The sequence below is a fragment of the Xylophilus sp. genome, from assembly GCA_009914555.1.
GTDB lineage: Bacteria > Pseudomonadota > Gammaproteobacteria > Burkholderiales > Burkholderiaceae_C > WNDY01.
This window is the reverse complement of the sequence record WNDY01000008.1, coordinates 1-19636: the sequence shown is the minus strand read 5'-3', so window position 1 is coordinate 19636 and position 19636 is coordinate 1. Positions and strand designations below refer to the sequence as shown.

Genomic DNA, 19636 nt, shown 5'->3' with positions numbered 1-19636 from the left:
AATGAGGGGTTGTTCTTCATGCTATCCAGTGGACGAGTGCGATCAGGCCGAAGACGAAAAGCAGCGCCAAGACGATGCCGACGGCGATCACATGCAGCGGTTTGATGCTGCCGAGGTCTTCGCGGTATCCGGCGCCCGAGCGCAGTCCGACGAAGGACCAGGCCACGGCTTTGACCGTGCGCAGCAGCGATCCCCGGCGTGCATCAGCGCTCATGTGCCCGACCCCTGTGCGGCCAACGCCGCCGACGTTTCCGGCGCCGGCGGTGTGCGGCCGCCGATCTCAAAGAAGGTGTACGACAGCGTGATGGTCGTGACGTCCTTCGACAGCTTGGGGTCGATCACGAAGACGACCGGCCACTGCTTCTTCTCGCCCGGCTCCAGCGTGTACTGGTTGAAGCAGAAGCACTCGATCTTGTTGAAGTGCGCCGCGGCCTGGCGCGGCGCATAGCTCGGGATGGCCTGCGCGGCCATGCGCCGGTCCTGCACGTTCTGGAACTCGTACATCACCGTGGCCAGCTCGCCCGGATGCACCTGCAGCGACCGCTGCGCCGGGTGGAAGCTCCACGGCCCGCGCGCATTCGCATCGAACTCGACGGTGATGGTGCGGCTGGTATCGACCTGCGTGTTGGCTGGCGCGGTGCCGGCGGCGCCCGGCACCTGGCGCTCCGACAGCGCCAGGATGTTGATGCCCGTGGCCTCGCAGATGGCTTGGTAGAGCGGGATCAGCGCGTAGCCGAAGGCGAACATGCCGGCCGCCACGACGGCCAGCTTGCCCACCATGCGTGCGTTGTCGCCAGGCCGGGTCATCGCTCGCTTCTACCGCGACAGCAGCGCCATCTTGAGCAGAAAGCCCAGGAAGAACACCACCGCGATCGACGCCAGGACCAGTGCCATGCGCAGGTTGCGCTTCTTCTGCTCGGGCGTGGCGGCCATGTCGCAGCGGCCTCCGTTCAGCCGACCACGCGGGTCGCGGTGGCGTCGAGCCTGGGCGGGTTCTCGAAAGTGTGGAACGGTGCGGGCGAAGGCACCTCCCACTCCAGGCCCTCGGCCCCTTCCCACGGGCGCTGCGGGGCGGGCTCGCCCTTGCCGCGCAGGGCGGGCAGCACGATGAAGAGGAAGAAGTAGACCTGGGCGAAGCCGAAGAAGAAGGCGCCGACCGAGGCGACGGCGTTGAAGTCGGCGAACTGCATCGGGTAGTCGGCATAGCGGCGCGGCATGCCGGCCAGGCCCAGGAAGTGCATCGGGAAGAAGGTGACGTTGAACGCAATCAGCGACCACCAGAAGTGCAGCCTGCCGCGCGATTCGCTGTACATGCGGCCAGTCCACTTGGGCGACCAGTAGTAGTAGGCGGCGAACATCGAGAACAGCGAGCCGGCCACCAGCACGTAGTGGAAGTGGGCGACGACGTAGTAGGTGTCCTGCAGCTGGATGTCGATCGGCGCCATCGCCAGGATCAGGCCGGTGAAGCCGCCCATGGTGAACACGAAGATGAAGCCCACGGCGAACAGCATCGGCGTCTCGAAGGTCATCGCGCCCTGCCACATGGTGGCGATCCAGTTGAAGATCTTCACGGCCGTGGGCACGGCGATCAGCATGGTCGCGTACATGAAGAACAGCTGGCCCGTGACCGGCATGCCGGTCGTGAACATGTGGTGGGCCCAGACGATGAACGACAGGATCGCGATCGACGAGGTGGCGTAGACCATCGACGCGTAGCCGAACAGCCGCTTGCGCGCGAAGGCCGGCACGATCTGGCTGATGATGCCGAAGGCCGGCAGGATCATGATGTAGACCTCGGGGTGGCCGAAGAACCAGAAGATGTGCTGGTACATCACCGGGTCGCCGCCGCCGGCGGGGTTGAAGAAGCTGGTGCCGAAGTGGCGGTCGGTCAGCGTCATCGTGATGGCGCCGGCCAGCACCGGCATCACCGCGATCAGCAGGTAGGCGGTGATGAGCCAGGTCCAGGCGAACATCGGCATCTTCATCAGCGTCATGCCCGGCGCGCGCATGTTGAGGATGGTGACGATGATGTTGATCGCGCCCATGATCGACGAGGCGCCCATGATGTGCATCGCGAAGATGCCGGCGTCCATCGACGGGCCCATCTGCAGCGTCAGCGGCGCATAGAGCGTCCAGCCCGCGGCCGGCGCGCCGCCGGGCAGGAAGAACGCCAGGATGAGCGTGGCGCCCGCCGGGATCAGCAGCCAGAAGCTGAAGTTGTTCATCCGCGCGAAGGCCATGTCCGACGCGCCGATCTGCAGCGGCAGCATCCAGTTCGCGAAGCCGACGAAGGCCGGCATGATCGCGCCGAACACCATGATCAGCCCGTGCATGGTGGTGAACTGGTTGAACAGCTCGGGGTTGACGATCTGGAGACCCGGCTGGAACAGCTCGGCACGGATCAGCAGCGCCAGCACGCCGCCCACCATCAGCATGGTGAACGAGAACAGCAGGTACAGCGTGCCGATGTCCTTGTGGTTGGTGGCGAAGACCCAGCGGCGCCAGCCGTGCGGATGCGAATGCTGTTCGTCGTGCGCGCGGCCGTCCGCGTGGCCGTGGCTGTCGATGACTGCGCTCATGTCGATTTCCTTGTGTGCGGGACGCGTGCTTACTTCTTGCGCTCGGCCAGGACCTCGGCCGGCTGCACGAGCTGGCCGGTCTTGTTGGACCAGTTGTTCTTGGTGTAGCTGACGACCGCCGCGATGTCGGTGTCGCTGAGCTGCTTCCACGACGGCATACCCTTGTCGACGCGGCCGTTGAGCACGGTGTCGATCTGGAGTTTCTTGTCGGCGTCGAGCACCACCGGCGAGCCGTCGAGCGGCTTGATCGGGCCGGCCCCCTTGCCGTTGGCCTGGTGGCAGGCGGCGCAGTTGGCGGCGTAGACCTTCTCGCCGCGCTTGACGATGTCCTCCAGCGTCCAGACCTTGGCCGGGTCGTCGAGCTTGGCCGCGGCCTTCTTGCGCTCGGCCTCGACCCAGGCGGTGTAGTCCGCGGCCGAGAGCACCTTCACGTGGATCGGCATGTAGGCATGCTCCTTGCCGCAGAGCTCGGCGCACTGGCCGTAGTAGTCGCCGGTCTTCTCGGCGCGGAACCAGGTGTCGCGCACAAAGCCGGGGATCGCGTCCTGCTTAATGCCGAAGGCCGGCACCATGAAGGAATGGATCACGTCGTTGGCCGTGGTGATGACGCGCACCTTCTTGCCCACCGGCACGACCAGGGGATAGTCGACCTTGAGCAGGTAGTCGTCCGGCACCCGGCCCCTGGCGCCGGCATCGGACAGCGCGCGGTGCGAGCTGTCGAGCGTGGAGATGAAGGCCAGGCCCTCGCCTTCGCCCTTGAGGTAGTCGTAGCCCCACTTCCACTGGTAGCCGGTGACCTTGACGGTGAGGTCGGCGTTGGTCGTGTCCTTCTGCGCGACCAGCACCTTGGTGGCCGGCAGCGCCACCGCGATCACGATGAGGAAGGGCACGATGGTCCAGGCGACTTCGACCGTGACCGACTCGTGGAAGCTCGCGGCCTTGTGGCCCCTGGACTTGCGGTGCTTCCAGATCGAATAGAACATCACCGCGAACACCGCGACGAAGATGACCGTGCAGACGATCAGCATCATCCAGTGGAGGGAGTGCTGCTCCTCGGCGATCCTGGTGACCGGCGCTGCGAGGTTCAACTGGCGAACGGCCGGCCCTCCCGGCAGGTCATTCACGGCGTGGGCGGCAGTGCCGATCCACGTGCCGGCGATGGCCGCCAGGGCCTGCACCGGCTTCAGGGGAATGCTCTTCATCGTGTTCACTTCTTGCTTGTTTGCCTCTGTTATCCGACATTCCGCACCTGCCACCCCCGCGCAGGCGTCTTCACCGTCGCAGGTCAGCTGCCGCGCACGGCCAGGCGGATTTCCGATGCGAGCGCCGCGCGCAGTTCGGGGCGCACATAGCGCCCCACTTCCACCGACCTGCCCTGCCCGGACAACCTGATCAACGATCCATCACCGGCCTTGGGTTCCACACGGACCCAGGCGCGCTTGAATTCGGCCCGCTGCATGCGGCCGGCCTGCTCCAGCTCGACGACCAGCCGCGGCCCGCGCAGCTGGATGCGCTCGCCGTCGGCGGCATGCCGTGCGTAGGCCAGGAATGCGATGCCCACCGCCAGCAGTTCGAGGCCCGCAAAACCGATGACGATGCGCGCGCCCATCTGCCAGAACCACAGGCCGATGGCCAGCGACAGCAGGCACAGCGACCCGTATAGCCAGGCGAGTTGGGCAGGCGTGATGGAGCAGTTGCGGCGCAGGCTCCAGTCGACATGCTGACCGGACACCTGGGCGAATCGGAATGCGGGATGGGCCACGTACCAAGCTCTCGAGCGTTTTAGCGAAACGGCGTCGGGCGGGGCCCGGAGGGGGTTGGGACGGGGGCGATTTTAACCGACAGCCCCTCGAACGTTGACAATTCTCAACGGACCTGGGATTTCCCCTGTCAGGGGATGACCGGGGCTGCGGCGGCCCGGTTCCGCGTTCAGGAGCGCCGATCGCGCCGCAAGGCGCTGCGCATATCTTCCAGCGCGATGCTGCTCTGGGCCGCGACCTTCATGCGCGCGGCGGGGCGGAAGGCATGGCCGTAGATGATCTCGAAGGTGAGCGCGAGGCGCCCGCCCTCGTCCTCGCGGGCCAGCCCCTGGGCCAGCGCCTGTTCCAGCGCGGCCTTCCAGCCGCGGCCGCGCAGACCGGCGAAGCGCGCCGGATGCAGGTTGCGGCCCAGTTCGCGCAATTCCAGCAGCAGGCGCGCGGGCGACTCGAAGGTGAGCACGATGCGCTCCATGTCCATCACCGGCTCGGCGAAGCCGGCATGCACCAGCATGTCGCCCCAGTCGTGCATATCGGTGAACTCGTGGCCGGCCGGCGGCCAGCCCAGCCGCGCGTAGAGCGCGCGCAGTTCGCGCACCGTGTCGGGGCCGAGGCAGGAGAACATGAGGTAGCCGTCGACCGCCACGGCGCGGTGCCAGCGCGCGATCAGCGCCTCGGGGTCGGCCTCCATGTGCAGCGCCATGTTGGACCACAGCATCTGCACGCCGCCGTCGGGCGGCGCGGCGAACGCGGCGGCCGGGCCGCTCCAGCGCGCCGGGCTCCACCAGGGGCGCTCCAGCGCCCGGCGTGCGGCGGCAATGCGGCCGGCGCCCTGCTCCACCACGTAGCACCGCGCCTGCGGGAACTGCCCGGCCACCAGGGCATGGCCGGCCAGGCCGCCGCGCACCGGGCCCCAGTCGGCCCAGGCGTCGGGCTTGCGGGTGATCCACGGGAGCCGCTCCTGCATGCGGCGGGCGACCTCCTCGTGCAGCCAGGGGGAAGCCGCGGCTGCGGGCTGGCGCTGCCAGCGCTCGGCAGCGGCGGTATCGATGGTCGGGGGGCGCGCAGTGTCAGTGTTCATGGGAGGCGCGCAAGTATATTGACGGCATGTTCCGCGCGCTGTTGGCAAGGGCTTCCGCGAGCGCCGTCCGGTCGGTGCCGAGCCAGTAGTGGGCCGTCTGCCGGGCCTGGCCGGCGCAGCCGGTTTGCACGGCCTGCCAGGGCCGCTTCGCCCGGCCGCGCCACCGCTGCCGCACCTGCGCGCTGCCGCTCGAAGGCGGAGCCGGGCGTTGCGGCGCCTGCCTGCGCCATCCGCCGCCGCTGGCGGCCTGCATCGCCGCGGTGGACTATGCCTATCCCTGGGCCGAGCTCATCGGCCGCTTCAAGTTCCATGCCGAACCCGGCTGGGCCGCCGCGCTGGCGGCGCTCATCCGTTCAGCACCGGGCGCGCAGGAGCTGCTGGCCCCTCCCTCCCTGGTGCTGCCTATGCCGCTCGCGCCTTCGCGGCTGCGCGAGCGCGGCTACAACCAGGCGTTCGAGCTTGCGCGGCGGCTCGCCCCCGCCCAGGCCGACGCCCGCCTGCTGCTGCGCACGCGCGACACCGCGTCGCAGCTGGGGCTGGACCGCGCCGCGCGGCTGCGCAACGTGCGCGGCGCCTTCGCCGTCGAGCCGCTGCGCGCCGACGCCGTCGCCGGCCAGACGGTCGTGCTGGTCGATGACGTGATGACCACGGGTGCCTCGCTGCATGCCGCGGCCGAGGCGCTGCTGCGCGCCGGCGCCGCCAGCGTGAGCGCCCTGGTCGTCGCCCGGACCCCGGCCGCTTGAGGCGGCCGCGGCGACAATCCGGGCGATGTTCCATATCGTCCTGGTTGAGCCCGAGATCCCGCCGAATACCGGCAACGCCATCCGCCTGGCGGCCAACACCGGCTGCACGCTGCACCTGGTGGAGCCGCTCGGTTGCTCGATGGAAGACCGCCTGCTGCGCCGCGCCGGCCTCGACTACCACGAATACGCCCGCGTGCTGCGCCATGCCGGCTGGCAGGCCTTCCTCGGCACCGCCCGGCCGGACCCGGCCCGCATGTTCGCCATGACCACGCACGGCGCGCAGCCGCTGCACGACGTCCGCTTCGCGCCCGGCGACTGGCTGGTGTTCGGCTCGGAGACGCGCGGCCTGGCGCCGGCGCTGCGCGAGACCTTTCCTGCGGCCCGGCGCCTGCGCCTGCCGATGCTGCCGGGCCAGCGCAGCCTCAACCTGTCCAACGCCGTGGCGGTGACGGTGTTCGAGGCCTGGCGGCAGAACGGGTTCGCCGGGGCCTAGATGTTCAGGCCCCGTCCAGCCACGGGGTGATGTCCTGCCACTGCTCCAGGTCGCGCTCCACCCGCGACGTCGACACGTCGAAGACCGACAGGCCCTGCGCCGCCAGGTGCACGTAGTTCTGCGTGGGCCGCAGCCAGCCGACGACCGGCACGCCCAGGCCGTCGATGAAGGCGCGCAGCTGGTCGGCCGCATGGGTGCGCGCGTCGAAGCGCACGCCGACCAGCCCGATCCGCACCGCGTCGCTGCGCCGGGCCGCGGCCACCTCGTCGAGGAAGGCCTTGGTGGCGAAGATGTCGAACACGCTGGGCTGCAGGGGCACGACCACGCGGTCGGCCAGGCGCAGCACGTCCTTGAAGCGCCAGCCGTTGAAGCCGGCCGGGGTGTCGAGCACCGCGTGCGTAGCCTGGGCCGGCGGGCGGGTGACGATGTCGGCGCTGGCCTCCCACACGCCGAGCGGCCGGGCCGCGGGCGGGCGCAGGCCGAGCCACAGGCGCGACGACTGCTGGCGGTCCAGGTCGCCGAGCACCGTGGGGTGCCCACGGCTGACGTAATAGCCCGCGATGTTGGTGGCCAGCGTGGACTTCCCCACGCCGCCCTTGGGATTGGCGACCACGACGACCGGCATGCTGCGATTCCTTCCTGGCGCGACCTCGCGCAGCCGCCGATGCTACAACGCCGCGCCGAAGCCGTCCCACACGAGCTTGGCGCCCGTCAGCAGCATGCCGAGGTACAGCACGCGGTAGAACCAGGCCGGATCGATGCGCCGCGCGATGCGGATGCCGATCCAGACACCCAGCGGCGCCAGCGGCAGCAGCAGCAGCGAGGTGCCGAGGTTGCGCCAGTCCAGCAGGCCGAGCCAGGCGTAGGGCACCCACTTGGACAGGTTCACCACGAAGAACAGGTAGGCCATCGTCGCGGTGAAGCGCATCGGCGCCAGCCGCAGCGGGATCAGGTAGGCGCTGATCGGCGGGCCGCCGGCGTGCGAGACGAAGCTGGTGAAGCCCGAGGTCGCCGTCAGCAGCGCGCCCAGCCAGCGCGGCGGCGGCCGGCTGCCGGCCCGGGGGGCAAACAGCAGGCGCTGCGCCAGGAACACCAGGGTGAAAATGCCGACGATGCCGGCCACCAGGCGGGCATCGAGCAGGCGAAAGAGCAGCGTGCCGACGACCGTGCCGACCAGCGCCCACGGCACCAGGAAGCGCAGCAGCGCCCAGTCCACGTGCCGGCGGAAGGCCGCGAGGCCCAGCAGGTCCATCAGCAGCAGCACCGGCATCAGGATGGCCGCGGCCTGCGGCACGGTGACAGCCAGCGCCATGATCGGCACGGCCAGCGAGCCGAAGCCGGCGCCGAAGCCGCTCTTGCTCACGCCCAGCAGCAGCAACGCCGGCACCGCGGCGAGGTAGAAGAACGGATCGGTGACGAACGGCAGGGCCATGCGGGAACGCGGTCGGCGGGCTGGCAACGAAACCGCCCGCGGATGCGGGCGGGTGAGCGGGCGACGGAGAATTTAGCAGACGGGCATCGTCAGCATACCCCACCGGATATGCTCCCCGAGCCCATTGCGGACAGGCACAGTAGCCTTGTACTAGTACCAGTATACGATGCAGAATCAGTCCGCGCTCGCGCCGGACTCCTTGACCACCTTGCTCCACTTGGCCGTCTCGGTCTTGATGAAAGCCGCGAACTGCTCCGGCTTCTCGACGTAGGGCTCGGCGCCCTGCTCGCTGAGCTTCTTCTTCACGTCGGCATCGTGGAGCACCTTGGTCAGTGCGGCATTGATCCTGTCGACCACCGGCTGGGGCGTGCCCGCCGGCGCGAACAGGCCGAACCACGACGTGGCCTCGTAACCCGGCACGAATTCGCCGATGGTCGGCACGTCCGGCAGTTCGGGCGAGCGCCTGGGCGTGGTCACGGCGATGGCGCGCAGCTTGCCGCTGCGCACGTGCTGGATCGACGACGGCAGGTTGTCGAACATGATGGCGATCTGGTTGCCCAGCAGGTCGGTCACGGCCGGCGCGCTGCCCTTGTAGGGCACGTGCACCATGTCCACCTTGGCCAGCGACTTGAACAGCTCGCCCGAGAGGTGGATCGAGCTGCCGCTGCCCGAGGAGCCGAAGTTGACCTTGCCCGGGTGGGCCTTGGCATAGGCGATGAGTTCGGGCACGGTCTTGAACGGCTGCTGCGGGTTGGCCACGAGCAGGTTGGGCACGTTGGCCACGCGCGAGATCGGCGCGAAATCCTTGATCGGGTCGAAGCCGAGCTTCTTGTAGAGCGACTGGTTGATCGCATGCGTGCCGACCGTGCCCATGAGCAGCGTGTAGCCGTCGGCCGGCGCCCGCGCGACGAGTTGCGCGCCGATGTTGCCGCCCGCGCCCGCGCGGTTGTCGACGACCACCTGCTGGCCCAGCTGCGGGCCGAGGGCCTGGCCGATCACACGGGCCAGGATGTCGGTGGTACCGCCGGCCGCGAAGGGCACGACGATGGTGATGAGCTTGGTCGGATAGGCCGCCTGGGCGGACGCGGCGCCGGGGACGGCGGCGAAGGCGGCGGCCAGGGCGGCCAGGGCCGTGCGGCGGGCGAGGGAAGCGGTTGTCTTCATGAGGATTCCTGAGTGGAGGGAAGAAGGCGACGTGCCGAAGGGTACGTACCGTCGGGGCCGTGCGCGCTGGAGAAACCGGGCGCGCTCAGAGGCGCGGCCAGGCCAGGACGGCGACGGTGTAGATCGCGCCGACGAGGAACATCGACACCACCGTGTAGCCCATAATGTCCTTGAGCTTGAGCTTGGAAAGCGCCAGGGCCGGCAGGATCCAGAAGGGCTGTACCAGGTCGTTCCAGCCGTTGCCCAGCATCACCGACATCGCCGTCTGCGCCTGCGATGCGCCAAGCGTCTTGGCCGCATCGATCATGAAGGGCCCCTGCAGCACCCAGTGGCCGCCGCCCGAGGGCGCGAAGAAGTTGATCACGAAGGAGCTGACGAGCCCCCAGAACGGCAGCGTGTGGGCGCTGGAGATGCCCACGAACACGTGGGCGATCGACTCCACCAGGCCCGAGCCGTGCATGATGGCCATGATGCCGGCGTAGAACGGGAACTGCAGGATGATCCCGCCGATCGTCTTCACGCCCTCGTTGACCTTCTCCACGTACTTCATCGGCGTGCCCAGCAGCAGCACGCCGAGGAACAGGATGAAGAAGTTGATCATGTTCAGGTCGAGGCTGCCGCCCTGCACGAAGTGCATCGCCACATAGGCCATGCCGCACAGGCCGATCAGCAGGCTCAGCACGCGGCTGTTGTTGAGGCGGTACGCCAGCGTCTTCTCGTCGCCGAGCAGGCCCTCCGCCGCCGCGGCCGGCCTGGCTTCGGCGGCCACGGCGGCCGGGTCCAGCCCGACCACGGCCTCGCCCGGCTTCGGGTGCATGGCAGCGTTGAGCAGCGGCAGCAGGACCAGCACGGCCAGGCTGCTCAGCAGGACGGGCGCGGAGAAGATGGTCTCGGTCAGCGGCACCAGGCCCATCGTGCTTTCGAAGGCGTGGCCCTTGGTGGAGATCAGCACCGGAATGGTGGCCGAAAAGCCGAGGCTGTACATCGTGAAGCCGGTATAGGCGGAGGCGATGATCAGCGGGTAGTGCACGCCCTGGACCCGCAGCGCCAGCTTGCGCGCCATGATGCCGCCGATCACGAGGCCGAAGCCCCAGTTCAGGTAGCTGCCTATGCAGCCCGCGAGCGTGGCCACGACGATGGCCTGGCGCGGCGTCCGCACGCGCGCGGCGATGCGGTCGAGGAAGCGATCGACGATGGGCGCGGCCGCCAGTACGTAGCCCATGACCAGGATCACCGCCATCTGGGTGGTGAAGGCCAGCAGGCTCCAGAAGCCCTTGCCCCAGTCCTGCACCACATTGTCGACCGCACGGCTCTCGACGCCGAAGGCGAGCGCCATCGTGAGCAGCGTGAGCAGAATGGCGAAGACGAACGGGTCCGGCAGGTAGCGCCGCATCAGCTCGGTGAAGAAAGCCGTGATCCTGGACATGTCGCGTATGTTGTTATGGGGGTGTGCGGGAAGGAAGCAGCGGGTTCAGACGCCGGCCACGCCGACCGTCATGCCCCCGCAGACGTAGAGCACCTGGCCGGTGACGAAGCCGCTGCGGGCATCGAGCAGGTACGCCACGGCGTGCGCGACGTCGTCGGGCGTGCCGACGCGCTTGACCGGCACCGCATCGATGATGGCCTGCGTGCGCGGCGCGTCCGGCGGGTTCGCGCGGTCGAACAGCTCGGTGCGGATGGGGCCCGGTCCGATGGCGTTGGCCGTGATGCCCAGGCGGCCCAGTTCCAGCGCCCAGACGCGGGTCATGCCGATCAGGCCAGCCTTGGTGGCCGAATAGGCGGTGCGCAGCTCCTTGCCGAGCGCGGCGCGCGAGGACATGTTGACGATGCGGCCGAAGCCCGCGGCCTCCATGCCCGGCAGCAGCGCCTGCATGCACTGCAGCGCGCAGCGCAGGTTCAGCGCCACGGCCAGGTCGAACTGCGCCAGCGTCTGGGCACCGGCCTCGGCCGGCACCACGACGCCGACATTGTTGACCAGGCGCGTGATCGGGCCACCGGCCAGCGCCTGTTCCAGCGCATGCGCGGTGGCTGCCGTGTCGGACAGGTCGGCCTGGATGCCGCCCGGAACGTGGTCGACCACGCGGTCGATGATCACCGGCTCGTAGCCGTCGGCGCGGCAGCGCTCGGCCGTCGCGGCGCCGATGCCGGCGGCGCCGCCGGTGATGAGCACGCGTTCGCGGGAAGAGGTGGATGCGGGCATGGTGTGGATCCTTCGAAAGAGTCAGAGATAGCTGCGGCCGTCCACATAGGCCTTGCGCCAGCGGGTCAGCGTGACCCGCTCGAACAGGCCGGCCGCATGGAAGGGGTCGGACTCGATAAAGCGCCGGGCTTCGTCGCGCGTTTCGAGCGCGACCACGTAGAGCCCGCCGCCCAGGTCGGTGCCGTCGTCGGCCAGCTTGGCGCCGCAGGCCAGCAGCAGGTGCCGGTGTTCGTCCAGAAAGGCCAGGTGGGCCGGCCGGTTGGCCTGGCGCACATGCTGGTGCCGGGGCTTGTCGAAGGTTTCGATGATGAAAGGCATGGCAGGTCTCCCGGGGGCGTACAGGCGGCCCCCAACGTTCGGTACGGGTGGTGGCTCGGCCGGCGGCCGCGTGGCGTCACCTTCTCAGACAGTGGCCACCGGCGTGACCGGCGAGGCCACCGCCCCGGGCAGGTTCAGCGGCGGGGCCGTCAGCAGGAACCGGTAGCGCCTGCGTTCGCGCAGCCAGCGGGCCAAAGGTGTCAGATGCCACAGTTCGCCCAGGTGCACGCCCAGCCTGAACAGGCAGTGCTCATGCAGCGGCAGCGCCGCGCAGCAGGCTGGCCCGGGCCGCGCCGGGAAGGCTTCGACGGCGTAGTTATCGGCCGCGATCGCGGCGACCTGGCTGTCGGTGATCCACTGCAGCAGCCGCTCGTCGCGGCCGTCCAGCACGGCGCAGCTCGCGGCCAGCACGGCCGGGTCGGGCTGCCTGCGCATGCCCAGCACCACGTCGGCAAAGCCGGTGTGCAGGCAGACGATGTCGCCCGGCTCGACCACCACGCCGTCGGCCTCCATCACGCGCATCAGCGCGTCGTGGCCGACCACTGTGCGGGTATCGCCGAGATGGGCGCGCAGGTCGACCAGCACGCCGCGGCCCTGCACGCCGGTGCGGGCCATGCCTTCGATGCCGAGCGCACGCGCGGCCGAGGTGCTGGTGGCCGCGCCGGGCGCGGCCGGCACGCCGGCATCGCGCACGTCGACCGGGCCGACCACGTCGCGGCCGGCGGCAAAGCCGTTGTAGTACACCGGTTCGGGCAGGCCGTCGCCGTCGGCATCGAACAGCGAGCCCGCGTGCGCCAGCCCGTCCCACTGGGTCGAGTACTGCAGGTGCAGGATCACGAGGTCGTCGCTCAGCACATCGGTGCGGCCGGGCTCCAGCTCGCCGAGCAGGCAGTTGAAGTTGACCAGGCCCTTGCGCAGCAGCGGCCGCAGCACGGGCGGGTTGCGGTTGGCGTTGAGCGCGTTGCCGCCGGGGTAATCCAGCGGCAGGCTCAGCGCGAAGCTGCGGCCTTCCCGCACCTCGGCCACGCCCTGGCGCACCTTCTCGGGCGTGAGCAGGTTCAGCCGGCCGAGCTGGTCGTCCGGGCCGAAGTCGCCCCAGGTCGAGCCGGGCGGACGCTGCCGCCAGCGGGGCTTCGGCGAAGAAGGCATCGCACCATCCATGCCCGCCCGCCCCTCAGCCGTTCAGGAACTGCGCGACCGCAGCGTCGAAGCCCTCGGGCGCCTCGATGTTGGACAGGTGCGAGGCCGGCAGTTCCACCAGCCGGGCGCCGCCGATCGCCGATTGCAGGATCCGCGCGTCGGCCACGGTGGTCACCGGGTCGGCACTGCCGGCCACGATCAGCGTGGGCACGGCGATGCGGGCGATGTCGGCGCGCAGGTCGGCCCGGGCCAGCGCCTCGCAGCAGCCGGCGTAGCCCTCGGGCGCGGTGCCGGCGATCCAGCCCTGGGCGCGCTGCACCACGGCCGGCTGCGCGGCGGCGAGCGCCTCGGTGAACCAGCGCCCGGGCGCCGAGGCCGCCAGGTCGCGCATGGCGGCCGCGCCCTGCGCGCGCACCAGCGCCGCGCGGCTCAGCCAGCCCTCTTCGGTGCCGATTCTGGCGGCGCTGTTGGCGACGACCAGCCGGTGCAACCGCTGCGGGGCGTTCACGCCGAGCCACAGGCCGGTGAAGCCGCCCATGGAGATGCCGACGAAGTCGGCCCGCTCGATCTTCAGTGCGTCCAGCAGGGCGACGACGTCGCCGCCGAGCTGGTCGAAGGTGTACGGGCCGGGCGACACCTCGCTGCCGCCGTGGCCGCGGGTGTCGTAGCGCACCACGCGGTGCGTGGCGCTGAAGCGCGCGGCCTGTGCATCCCACATTTCGAGCGTGGTGCCCAGCGAGTTGGAGAATACGAGCGCGGGCGCATCGGCCGGCCCATCGATGCGGACGCGGAAGCGGCCGGTTGCGGTGGAGATGGTTTGATCGCTCACGGTGTGCCTCACACTTTCTCGAAGACCACTGCGATGCCCTGGCCCACGCCGATGCACATCGTGGCCAGCGCATAGCGCCCGCCCGCGCGGTGCAGCCGGCTCACGGCTGTGGTGGCGAGCCGCGCGCCGCTGGCGCCCAGGGGGTGGCCCAGCGCGATCGCGCCGCCCCACGCGTTGACGCGGGCGTCGTCGTCGGCCACGCCGAGTTCGCGCAGCACGGCCAGGCCCTGCGCGGCGAAGGCTTCGTTGAGCTCGATCACGTCGATCTGGTCGATCGTGAGGCCGGTCTGGGCCAGCACCTTCTGCGTGGCCGGCACCGGACCGATGCCCATGACGCGCGGCGCGACGCCGGCCGTGGCCATGCCGACCACGCGGGCGCGCGGGGTCAGGCCGTGGCGGGCGGCTTCGCTCTCGCTGGCCAGCAGCAGCGCGGCGGCGCCGTCGTTCACGCCGCTGGCATTGCCGGCCGTGACCGTGCCGCCTTCGCGCACCACGGGCTTGAGCCTGGCCAGCGCTTCGAGGCTGGTCGCACGCGGATGTTCGTCCTGGTCGACGATGACCGGCTCGCCCTTCTTCTGCGGCACGGCGACGGGCGTGATCCCGGCGGCGAGGTGGCCGGCCTGCTGCGCCGCCACGGCGCGCTGCTGCGAGGCCAGGGCCATGCGGTCCTGGTCCTCGCGGCTGATCTTGTAGTCGGTGGCGACGTTCTCGGCCGTCTCGGGCATCGAATCGACGCCGTACTGCTGCTTCATGAGCCGGTTGACGAAGCGCCAGCCGATCGTCGTGTCGTAAATCGCGCTGGCGCGGCTGAAGGCGGTCTCGGCCTTGGGCACGACGAAGGGCGCGCGGCTCATGCTCTCGACGCCGCCGGCGATGAGCAGGCCGGCCTCGCCGGACTTGATGGCACGCGCGGCCGTGCCCACGGCGTCGAGGCCGGAGCCGCAGAGGCGGTTGACGGTGGAGCCTGGCACGCCGAGCGGCAGGCCCGCGAGCAGCAGCGACATGCGCGCGACGTTGCGGTTGTCCTCGCCGGCCTGGTTGGCGCAGCCGTAGATCACGTCGGCGACGGCGTCCCAGTCGACCTTGGGATTGCGCGCGACCAGCGCCTTGAGCGGCACGGCGCCGAGGTCGTCGGCACGCACGCCGGAGAGCGCGCCGCCGTAGCGGCCGAACGGCGTGCGGATGGCATCGCAGATAAAGGCTTGTTGAATACTCATGGCAGGATCCTTTGGATGCGGTTGTAGTTCGTGCGGCTCAGGCGGCATCTACCGGGAGTAACACCGGCAGGCCGACGAGCTTTTCGAGTTCTTCGTGTGTGAGGCCCTCGACCTTGTCGATGAGCCTGAGCCCGTCGGGCGACGTCGCGAAGGTGGCCAGGTCGGTGTAGATGCGCTTGACGCAGGCCAGGCCGGTGAGCGGATAGGTGCATTCGCGCACGATCTTGCTTTCGCCCTTCTTGGTCAGCAGGTCCATCATCACCCAGGTCTGCTTGGCGCCGATGGCCAGGTCCATCGCGCCGCCCACGGCGGGGATGGCGCCGGGCTCGCCGGTGCTCCAGTTGGCCAGGTCGCCGGTGGCCGAGACCTGGAAGGCGCCGAGCACGCAGATGTCGAGGTGGCCGCCGCGCATCATCGCGAAGCTGTCGGCATGGTGGAAGAAGCTGCCGCCCGGCAGCAGCGTGACCGGCTGCTTGCCGGCGTTGATCAGGTCGTAGTCCTCGCTGCCGGCGGCCGGCGCCGGGCCCATGCCGAGGATGCCGTTCTCGCTGTGCAGCACGACTTCGATGCCGGCCGGGAGATGGTTGGCCACCAGCGTGGGCTGGCCGATGCCGAGGTTGACGACGGCGCCGTCGTGGATGTCCTGCGCGACGCGCCGGGCCAGGTCGTCCTTGCTGCGTTTCTGGTAGCTGCTCATGTTCATGCTGCCTTTTTGAAGCCGCCGGCCTGCGTGGCCACGCGGTCGATCTTCACGATGCGGTGGACGAAGATGCCGGGCGTCACGACCGCCTCGGGATCGAGTTCGCCGAGTTCGCGGATCGCGTGCACCGAGGCGATGGTCTTCTTCGCGGCCATGGCCATGACCGGGCCGAAGTTGCGCGCGGCCTTGCGGTAGGTCAGGTTGCCCCAGCGGTCGCCCTCCTCGGCCTTGATCAGTGCGACGTCGCCGCGGATCGGGTACTCCAGCACGTACTGGCGGCCGTCGATCTCGCGGGTCTCCTTGCCCTTGGCGAGTTCGGTGCCGAAGGCCGTCGGACAGAAGAAGGCGCCGATGCCGGCGCCGGCGGCGCGCATGCGCTCGGCCAGGTTGCCCTGGGGCACGAGTTCGAGCTCGATCCTGCCGCTGCGGTAGAGGTCGTCGAAGACCCAGCTGTCCACCTGGCGCGGGAAGCTGCAGATGATCTTGCGCACCCGGCCGGTCTTGAGCAGCGCGGCCAGGCCGGCGTCGGCGTTGCCGGCATTGTTGTTGACCACCGTCAGGTCGCGCGCGCCCTGGGCGATGAGGCCGTGGATGAGTTCGTTGGGGTTGCCGGACGTGCCGAAGCCGCCGATGAGGACGGTCGCGCCGTCCTGGATGTCGGCGAGCGCGGCGGCCACCGAATCCGCAATTTTGTTGATCATGCTGGGAACGAGGTAGGAGCGGAAAGGAAAGGCGAAGCAAAGAGAGACGCTGCACAGGCAGCACACGCGCGAGCGCCTCGGAAAGCTCGACAGGCGCGATGCACAATGTTCTAATAACGAACAACTGTTCGCATAAAGAATTTTAGGACGTTCGGGCCATGCGCGACACCCCCCTGGATCCTGGTAGTAACCCTAGGCCCGGAGACAGCTATGTGCAGTCTTTCGCGCGCGGGCTCGAAGTCATCCGCTCGTTCAACGCGCAGGCGCCGCAGCAGACGCTGACCGGAGTGGCCACCGCCACCGGCCTGACGCGGGCCGGCGCGCGCCGCATCCTGCTGACGCTGCAGACGCTGGGCTACGTGGCAAGCGACGGGCGGCTGTTCCAGCTCACGCCGCGCATCCTCGACCTGGGCTTCGCCTACCTGTCGTCGATGCCGATCTGGGACTTGGCCGAGCCCGAGATGGAGGCGCTGGTGGACCAGGTCCACGAGTCCTGCTCGGCCGCCGTGCTGGACGGCTCGGACATCGTCTACGTGCTGCGGGTGCACACCCACAAGATCATGACGACCAACCTGGGCGTGGGCTCGCGCCTGCCGGCGTTCTGGACCTCGCTGGGCCGCACGCTGCTGGCCGCGCTGCCCGAGGACGAGTTGCGGCAGCGCCTGGCCGCCACGCCGCGGCGCGCCTTCACACCGAAGACGGCGCTGGACGACGGAGCGCTGCTCGCGCGCATTGCCGAAGCGCGCGTCCAGGGCTGGTGCCTGGTCGACCAGGAACTGGAGGAAGGGCTGATCTCGATCGCCGCGCCGCTGAAGAACCGCGCGGGCCGCACGATCGCGGCACTCAACATCAGCGGCCAGGCCAACCGCACCGACGTGCGCGCGCTGCGCGACGAACTGCGGCCCGCCCTGCAGCGCACGGCGCAGCGGATCTCGCGCCTGCTGGCGGCGCGGCGGGCCTGAGCGGGTCCGGGCCACCTGCGTGCTACGCTTGCCCGACCATGTTCAACCCCACGCAGGCGGATGTCCGCCGCTTCTTCTGCGCCGTCTACGCCAAGGCCCGCGCCGGCCAGCCGATGGAGGCCATCGAAACGCTCGCGTCCCAGTGGATCGACGAACATCCCGAGTTCCATGACGACCTCGCTAACGCCGATGCGGCGGTCGCTCGCAACTACGAGGCCGAGTCCGCCAACCCCTTCCTGCACCTGTCGATCAGCGAGCAGTGCAGCATCGACCAGCCGCGCGGCATCCGCCAAGCGGTGGAACTGCTGGCCGCGCGCCTGGGCTCGCTGCACGAAGCCCACCATGCCGCGATGGAAGGCCTGGGCCGCATGCTCTGGGAAAGCCAGCGCGCCGGCCGGCCGCCGGACGGAGCGGCATACATCGACTGCGTACAGCGCCGCGCGACGCGAGATTGAAAATCCCCGTGCTGCAAAAATGCCGCTGGAATACCGCGGCCTTTTTCGATTTTGAAGCCTGATTCCGGCCTTAGCTAATAATAGACACTCCGTGGACCATTCTTCCGATGGGGCGGGGTAAATTTGTCTAAAACCATTTTTCTGGTGGATTAGTTAGGCAATGTAATTGCAGGCACAGCGACTGTCGTTTGAGTGTTCGTTTTCTCTTGGAGATAACGTCCCGGTGGTTTGCCTACTGCTTTGCGAAACATTGTGACGAATCCACTCGCGTTTTCATAACCAAGCTCCAGCGCCACGGTTTGTACGCTATCGCCTTTTGTAAGTCGTTGAAGCGCAAGAATCACATGTAGTTGCCGGCGCCAGCGTCCGAAACTCATACCGATTTCTTGCATCAAGAGCCTGCTCATACTGCGTTCGCTGATGCCGATACGAACCGCCCATTCCCTCTTTGATGTTTTGTCTGTGGGGTCTGCCAACAACATTTCCGCGAGCTTGCGTAATCGTACATCCCGTGGCATCGGTAAATGCAGATCCTCCACTGGCGCGCTCCCGAGTTCATCCAATAACGTAGAAATCAATCGACCTTCTGCGCCACTCAAGTCGTATAGCACTGGATAGCTCATTGCCTTCAACACCAACTCGCGCAAGAGTGGTGACACTGCGATAGTGCAGCAAACTTTCGGAAGATTCGACGCGGCGTCAGGATCGACTTATAAGCAGTAGCACTCAGTTTCGCCAGAACCACGGGCGGAATGAGGCAGATTCCCGGGTATCCAAACGGCGCATTGAGGCGGAACAATCCAAACACCATCTTCAATTTCGCAATTGACTACTCCGCGGACTGCGTAGAACAGTTGGGCCTTACGCGCACCATAAAGGAGTTGGAGGATGAGCTTGGTGCGCGCCTTTTTGTTCGGACCACCCGAAACACCCAACTGACTCGTGCAGGTCGGCAACTTTTAAAGAGCACGTACCTCGGATATTTACGGCGCTAGGCCAAGCCCGCGATAGTGTAAAGTCTGCGGCCAATGGCTTTCACGGACAATTAAGCATCGCCCTGTCCGACGGGGTCACACCTTCACGCTTGCCTGCCTTGCTCGCGCGTTGCCGCGAAGAAGATCCCGAGGTAGAAATTCGAATCTTTGAGGTTCCCCTAGTCCAACAGATCAAAGGTTTACATGACGACCTATACGACGCTGGCTTTTCAATGGCCGACGACGTGGGTATGGCATCCTGATTACTAGCTTGGGAGGATGAGTTGATGGTGGCAGTGCCGGCCCGTCATCCACTCCTAGGTGTCGCATCCCGGACGATCATATAGCCGCTTATGGAACAGATGCGGGTGAGTCTGATACCAGTTCTTCATGGCCTGCATGGGCGTCTTGCTGCCCAGCGCTGACTGCGGCAGTTGCTGGTTGTACAAGGCCACATAGCGCAGCAAGGTCTGCTCGAGGTCCTCTCGGCCGTTGAACCGATGCGTCTTGAGTACATCGGCGATGCGCCCATTGAAGCGCTCGACCATGCCGTTGGTCCTCGGTGTCCTGGGCTGGGTCAGCCGGTGCTCGATGCCCAGTTCCTGGCACAGCCGGTCGAACTCGTGATTGCCGCTGGGCTCGCGCTCCTTGCTCGTAAACAGGCGGTCCGTGAACTCCTTGCCGTTGTCGGTCAGCACCTTGGAGATCCTGATCGCACAGGCCTTGTGCAATGCCTTGAGGAAAGCCTGGGCGCTGGCGGCCGTCTTGTTGGCCTTGGGTTGCACGAACACCCAGCGCGTGGCCCGGTCGATGGCCACGAAGAGATAACGCCGGTTGCTCTCGTCGTGCATCTGCGGCAGGTACTTCACGTCCACGTGCACATACCCCGGC

At 68.3% G+C, this 19636-nt stretch carries 23 protein-coding genes and 2 pseudogenes; 5 read left to right on the top strand and 20 right to left on the bottom strand.

The genetic code is table 11. The features are described from left to right. Positions 1-16: 16 nt before the first annotated feature. The 7 genes from GAK38_RS06350 to GAK38_RS06320 all read right to left on the bottom strand — a co-directional run bounded on the left by GAK38_RS06350 (position 17) and on the right by GAK38_RS06320 (position 5417). Positions 17-214 carry a DUF2970 domain-containing protein gene (locus tag GAK38_RS06350; RefSeq protein WP_325342429.1) on the bottom strand — a complete coding sequence of 66 codons (198 nt, stop codon included), beginning with the start codon at positions 212-214 and terminating at the stop codon, positions 17-19. After that, entirely contained in the window at positions 211-807 is a 597-nt protein-coding gene (locus GAK38_RS06345) for a cytochrome c oxidase assembly protein (protein ID WP_325342427.1), read from the bottom strand. The genes GAK38_RS06350 and GAK38_RS06345 overlap by 4 nt, the downstream gene beginning before the upstream one ends. A gap of 9 nt (positions 808-816) precedes the next feature. Continuing rightward, positions 817-933, bottom strand: coding sequence for a cytochrome oxidase small assembly protein (locus tag GAK38_RS06340; RefSeq protein WP_325342425.1), 117 nt, complete (start codon positions 931-933; stop codon positions 817-819). Positions 934-950: 17 nt separating this feature from the next. Continuing rightward, on the bottom strand, positions 951-2579 hold the full coding sequence (ctaD, locus tag GAK38_RS06335; RefSeq protein ID WP_325342423.1) for a cytochrome c oxidase subunit I: 1629 nt from the start codon (positions 2577-2579) through the stop codon (positions 951-953). A gap of 29 nt (positions 2580-2608) precedes the next feature. After that, the gene (gene coxB, locus GAK38_RS06330; protein ID WP_325342421.1) at positions 2609-3781 is read right to left on the bottom strand and encodes a cytochrome c oxidase subunit II; all 1173 of its coding nucleotides are present in this window, start codon (positions 3779-3781) and stop codon (positions 2609-2611) included. An 83-nt stretch (positions 3782-3864) separates the two neighbouring features. Then, entirely contained in the window at positions 3865-4341 is a 477-nt protein-coding gene (locus GAK38_RS06325; protein ID WP_325342419.1) for a DUF2244 domain-containing protein, read from the bottom strand. Between the two features lie 167 nt (positions 4342-4508). Continuing rightward, on the bottom strand, positions 4509-5417 hold the full coding sequence (locus tag GAK38_RS06320; RefSeq protein ID WP_325342417.1) for a biotin synthase: 909 nt from the start codon (positions 5415-5417) through the stop codon (positions 4509-4511). A 26-nt stretch (positions 5418-5443) separates the two neighbouring features. Here GAK38_RS06320 and GAK38_RS06315 point away from each other — a divergent pair. Then, positions 5444-6160 (top strand): annotated as a pseudogene (locus tag GAK38_RS06315) (phosphoribosyltransferase family protein). A gap of 25 nt (positions 6161-6185) precedes the next feature. Further along, positions 6186-6653: a tRNA (cytidine(34)-2'-O)-methyltransferase gene (locus GAK38_RS06310; RefSeq protein WP_325342415.1), complete on the top strand. Its 468-nt coding sequence runs from the start codon at positions 6186-6188 to the stop codon at positions 6651-6653. A gap of 4 nt (positions 6654-6657) precedes the next feature. Here GAK38_RS06310 and GAK38_RS06305 read toward each other — a convergent pair whose 3' ends face one another. The 11 genes from GAK38_RS06305 to GAK38_RS06255 all read right to left on the bottom strand — a co-directional run bounded on the left by GAK38_RS06305 (position 6658) and on the right by GAK38_RS06255 (position 16354). After that, positions 6658-7278 (bottom strand): ParA family protein, encoded by a 621-nt coding sequence (locus GAK38_RS06305; RefSeq protein ID WP_325342414.1) that lies wholly within the window; start codon positions 7276-7278, stop codon positions 6658-6660. A 42-nt stretch (positions 7279-7320) separates the two neighbouring features. Then, entirely contained in the window at positions 7321-8085 is a 765-nt protein-coding gene (locus tag GAK38_RS06300; protein WP_325342412.1) for a sulfite exporter TauE/SafE family protein, read from the bottom strand. Between the two features lie 174 nt (positions 8086-8259). Then, positions 8260-9249 carry a Bug family tripartite tricarboxylate transporter substrate binding protein gene (locus GAK38_RS06295; RefSeq protein WP_325342410.1) on the bottom strand — a complete coding sequence of 330 codons (990 nt, stop codon included), beginning with the start codon at positions 9247-9249 and terminating at the stop codon, positions 8260-8262. A gap of 85 nt (positions 9250-9334) precedes the next feature. Continuing rightward, positions 9335-10675: a short-chain fatty acid transporter gene (locus tag GAK38_RS06290; RefSeq protein ID WP_325342408.1), complete on the bottom strand. Its 1341-nt coding sequence runs from the start codon at positions 10673-10675 to the stop codon at positions 9335-9337. 45 nt (positions 10676-10720) lie between these two features. Continuing rightward, positions 10721-11449 (bottom strand): SDR family oxidoreductase, encoded by a 729-nt coding sequence (locus tag GAK38_RS06285; protein ID WP_325342406.1) that lies wholly within the window; start codon positions 11447-11449, stop codon positions 10721-10723. A 21-nt stretch (positions 11450-11470) separates the two neighbouring features. Further along, positions 11471-11767, bottom strand: coding sequence for a YciI family protein (locus GAK38_RS06280; RefSeq protein WP_325342404.1), 297 nt, complete (start codon positions 11765-11767; stop codon positions 11471-11473). 84 nt (positions 11768-11851) lie between these two features. After that, positions 11852-12916 carry a cyclase family protein gene (locus tag GAK38_RS06275; RefSeq protein ID WP_325342403.1) on the bottom strand — a complete coding sequence of 355 codons (1065 nt, stop codon included), beginning with the start codon at positions 12914-12916 and terminating at the stop codon, positions 11852-11854. Positions 12917-12941: 25 nt separating this feature from the next. Beyond that, complete coding sequence (gene pcaD / locus GAK38_RS06270) at positions 12942-13736, bottom strand: 3-oxoadipate enol-lactonase (RefSeq protein ID WP_325342401.1); 795 nt, start codon at positions 13734-13736, stop codon at positions 12942-12944. 8 nt (positions 13737-13744) lie between these two features. Continuing rightward, entirely contained in the window at positions 13745-14953 is a 1209-nt protein-coding gene (gene pcaF / locus GAK38_RS06265) for a 3-oxoadipyl-CoA thiolase (protein WP_325342400.1), read from the bottom strand. Between the two features lie 37 nt (positions 14954-14990). Then, positions 14991-15650: a 3-oxoacid CoA-transferase subunit B gene (locus tag GAK38_RS06260; RefSeq protein WP_325342398.1), complete on the bottom strand. Its 660-nt coding sequence runs from the start codon at positions 15648-15650 to the stop codon at positions 14991-14993. 2 nt (positions 15651-15652) lie between these two features. Further along, positions 15653-16354, bottom strand: coding sequence for a 3-oxoacid CoA-transferase subunit A (locus GAK38_RS06255; protein WP_325342396.1), 702 nt, complete (start codon positions 16352-16354; stop codon positions 15653-15655). A 158-nt stretch (positions 16355-16512) separates the two neighbouring features. Between GAK38_RS06255 and GAK38_RS06250 the strand changes: the two genes are divergently transcribed. Then, positions 16513-17316: an IclR family transcriptional regulator domain-containing protein gene (locus GAK38_RS06250; RefSeq protein WP_325342394.1), complete on the top strand. Its 804-nt coding sequence runs from the start codon at positions 16513-16515 to the stop codon at positions 17314-17316. Between the two features lie 38 nt (positions 17317-17354). After that, entirely contained in the window at positions 17355-17771 is a 417-nt protein-coding gene (locus GAK38_RS06245) for a DUF1841 family protein (RefSeq protein WP_325342392.1), read from the top strand. 149 nt (positions 17772-17920) lie between these two features. Here GAK38_RS06245 and GAK38_RS06240 read toward each other — a convergent pair whose 3' ends face one another. Next, positions 17921-18394, bottom strand: a complete 474-nt coding sequence (locus GAK38_RS06240) for a helix-turn-helix domain-containing protein (RefSeq protein ID WP_325342390.1) — start codon at positions 18392-18394, stop codon at positions 17921-17923. 234 nt (positions 18395-18628) lie between these two features. On the opposite strand from GAK38_RS06240, the pseudogene GAK38_RS06235 reads away from it, so the two are divergent. Continuing rightward, a pseudogene (locus GAK38_RS06235) lies at positions 18629-19065 on the top strand (LysR family transcriptional regulator); the annotation flags it as partial. Here the strand turns inward: GAK38_RS06235 and GAK38_RS06230 are convergent. Then, a partial coding sequence (locus GAK38_RS06230; RefSeq protein WP_325342388.1) for a DDE-type integrase/transposase/recombinase occupies positions 19063-19636 on the bottom strand: 574 nt, incomplete at its 5' end. The pseudogene GAK38_RS06235 and the gene GAK38_RS06230 overlap by 3 nt on opposite strands.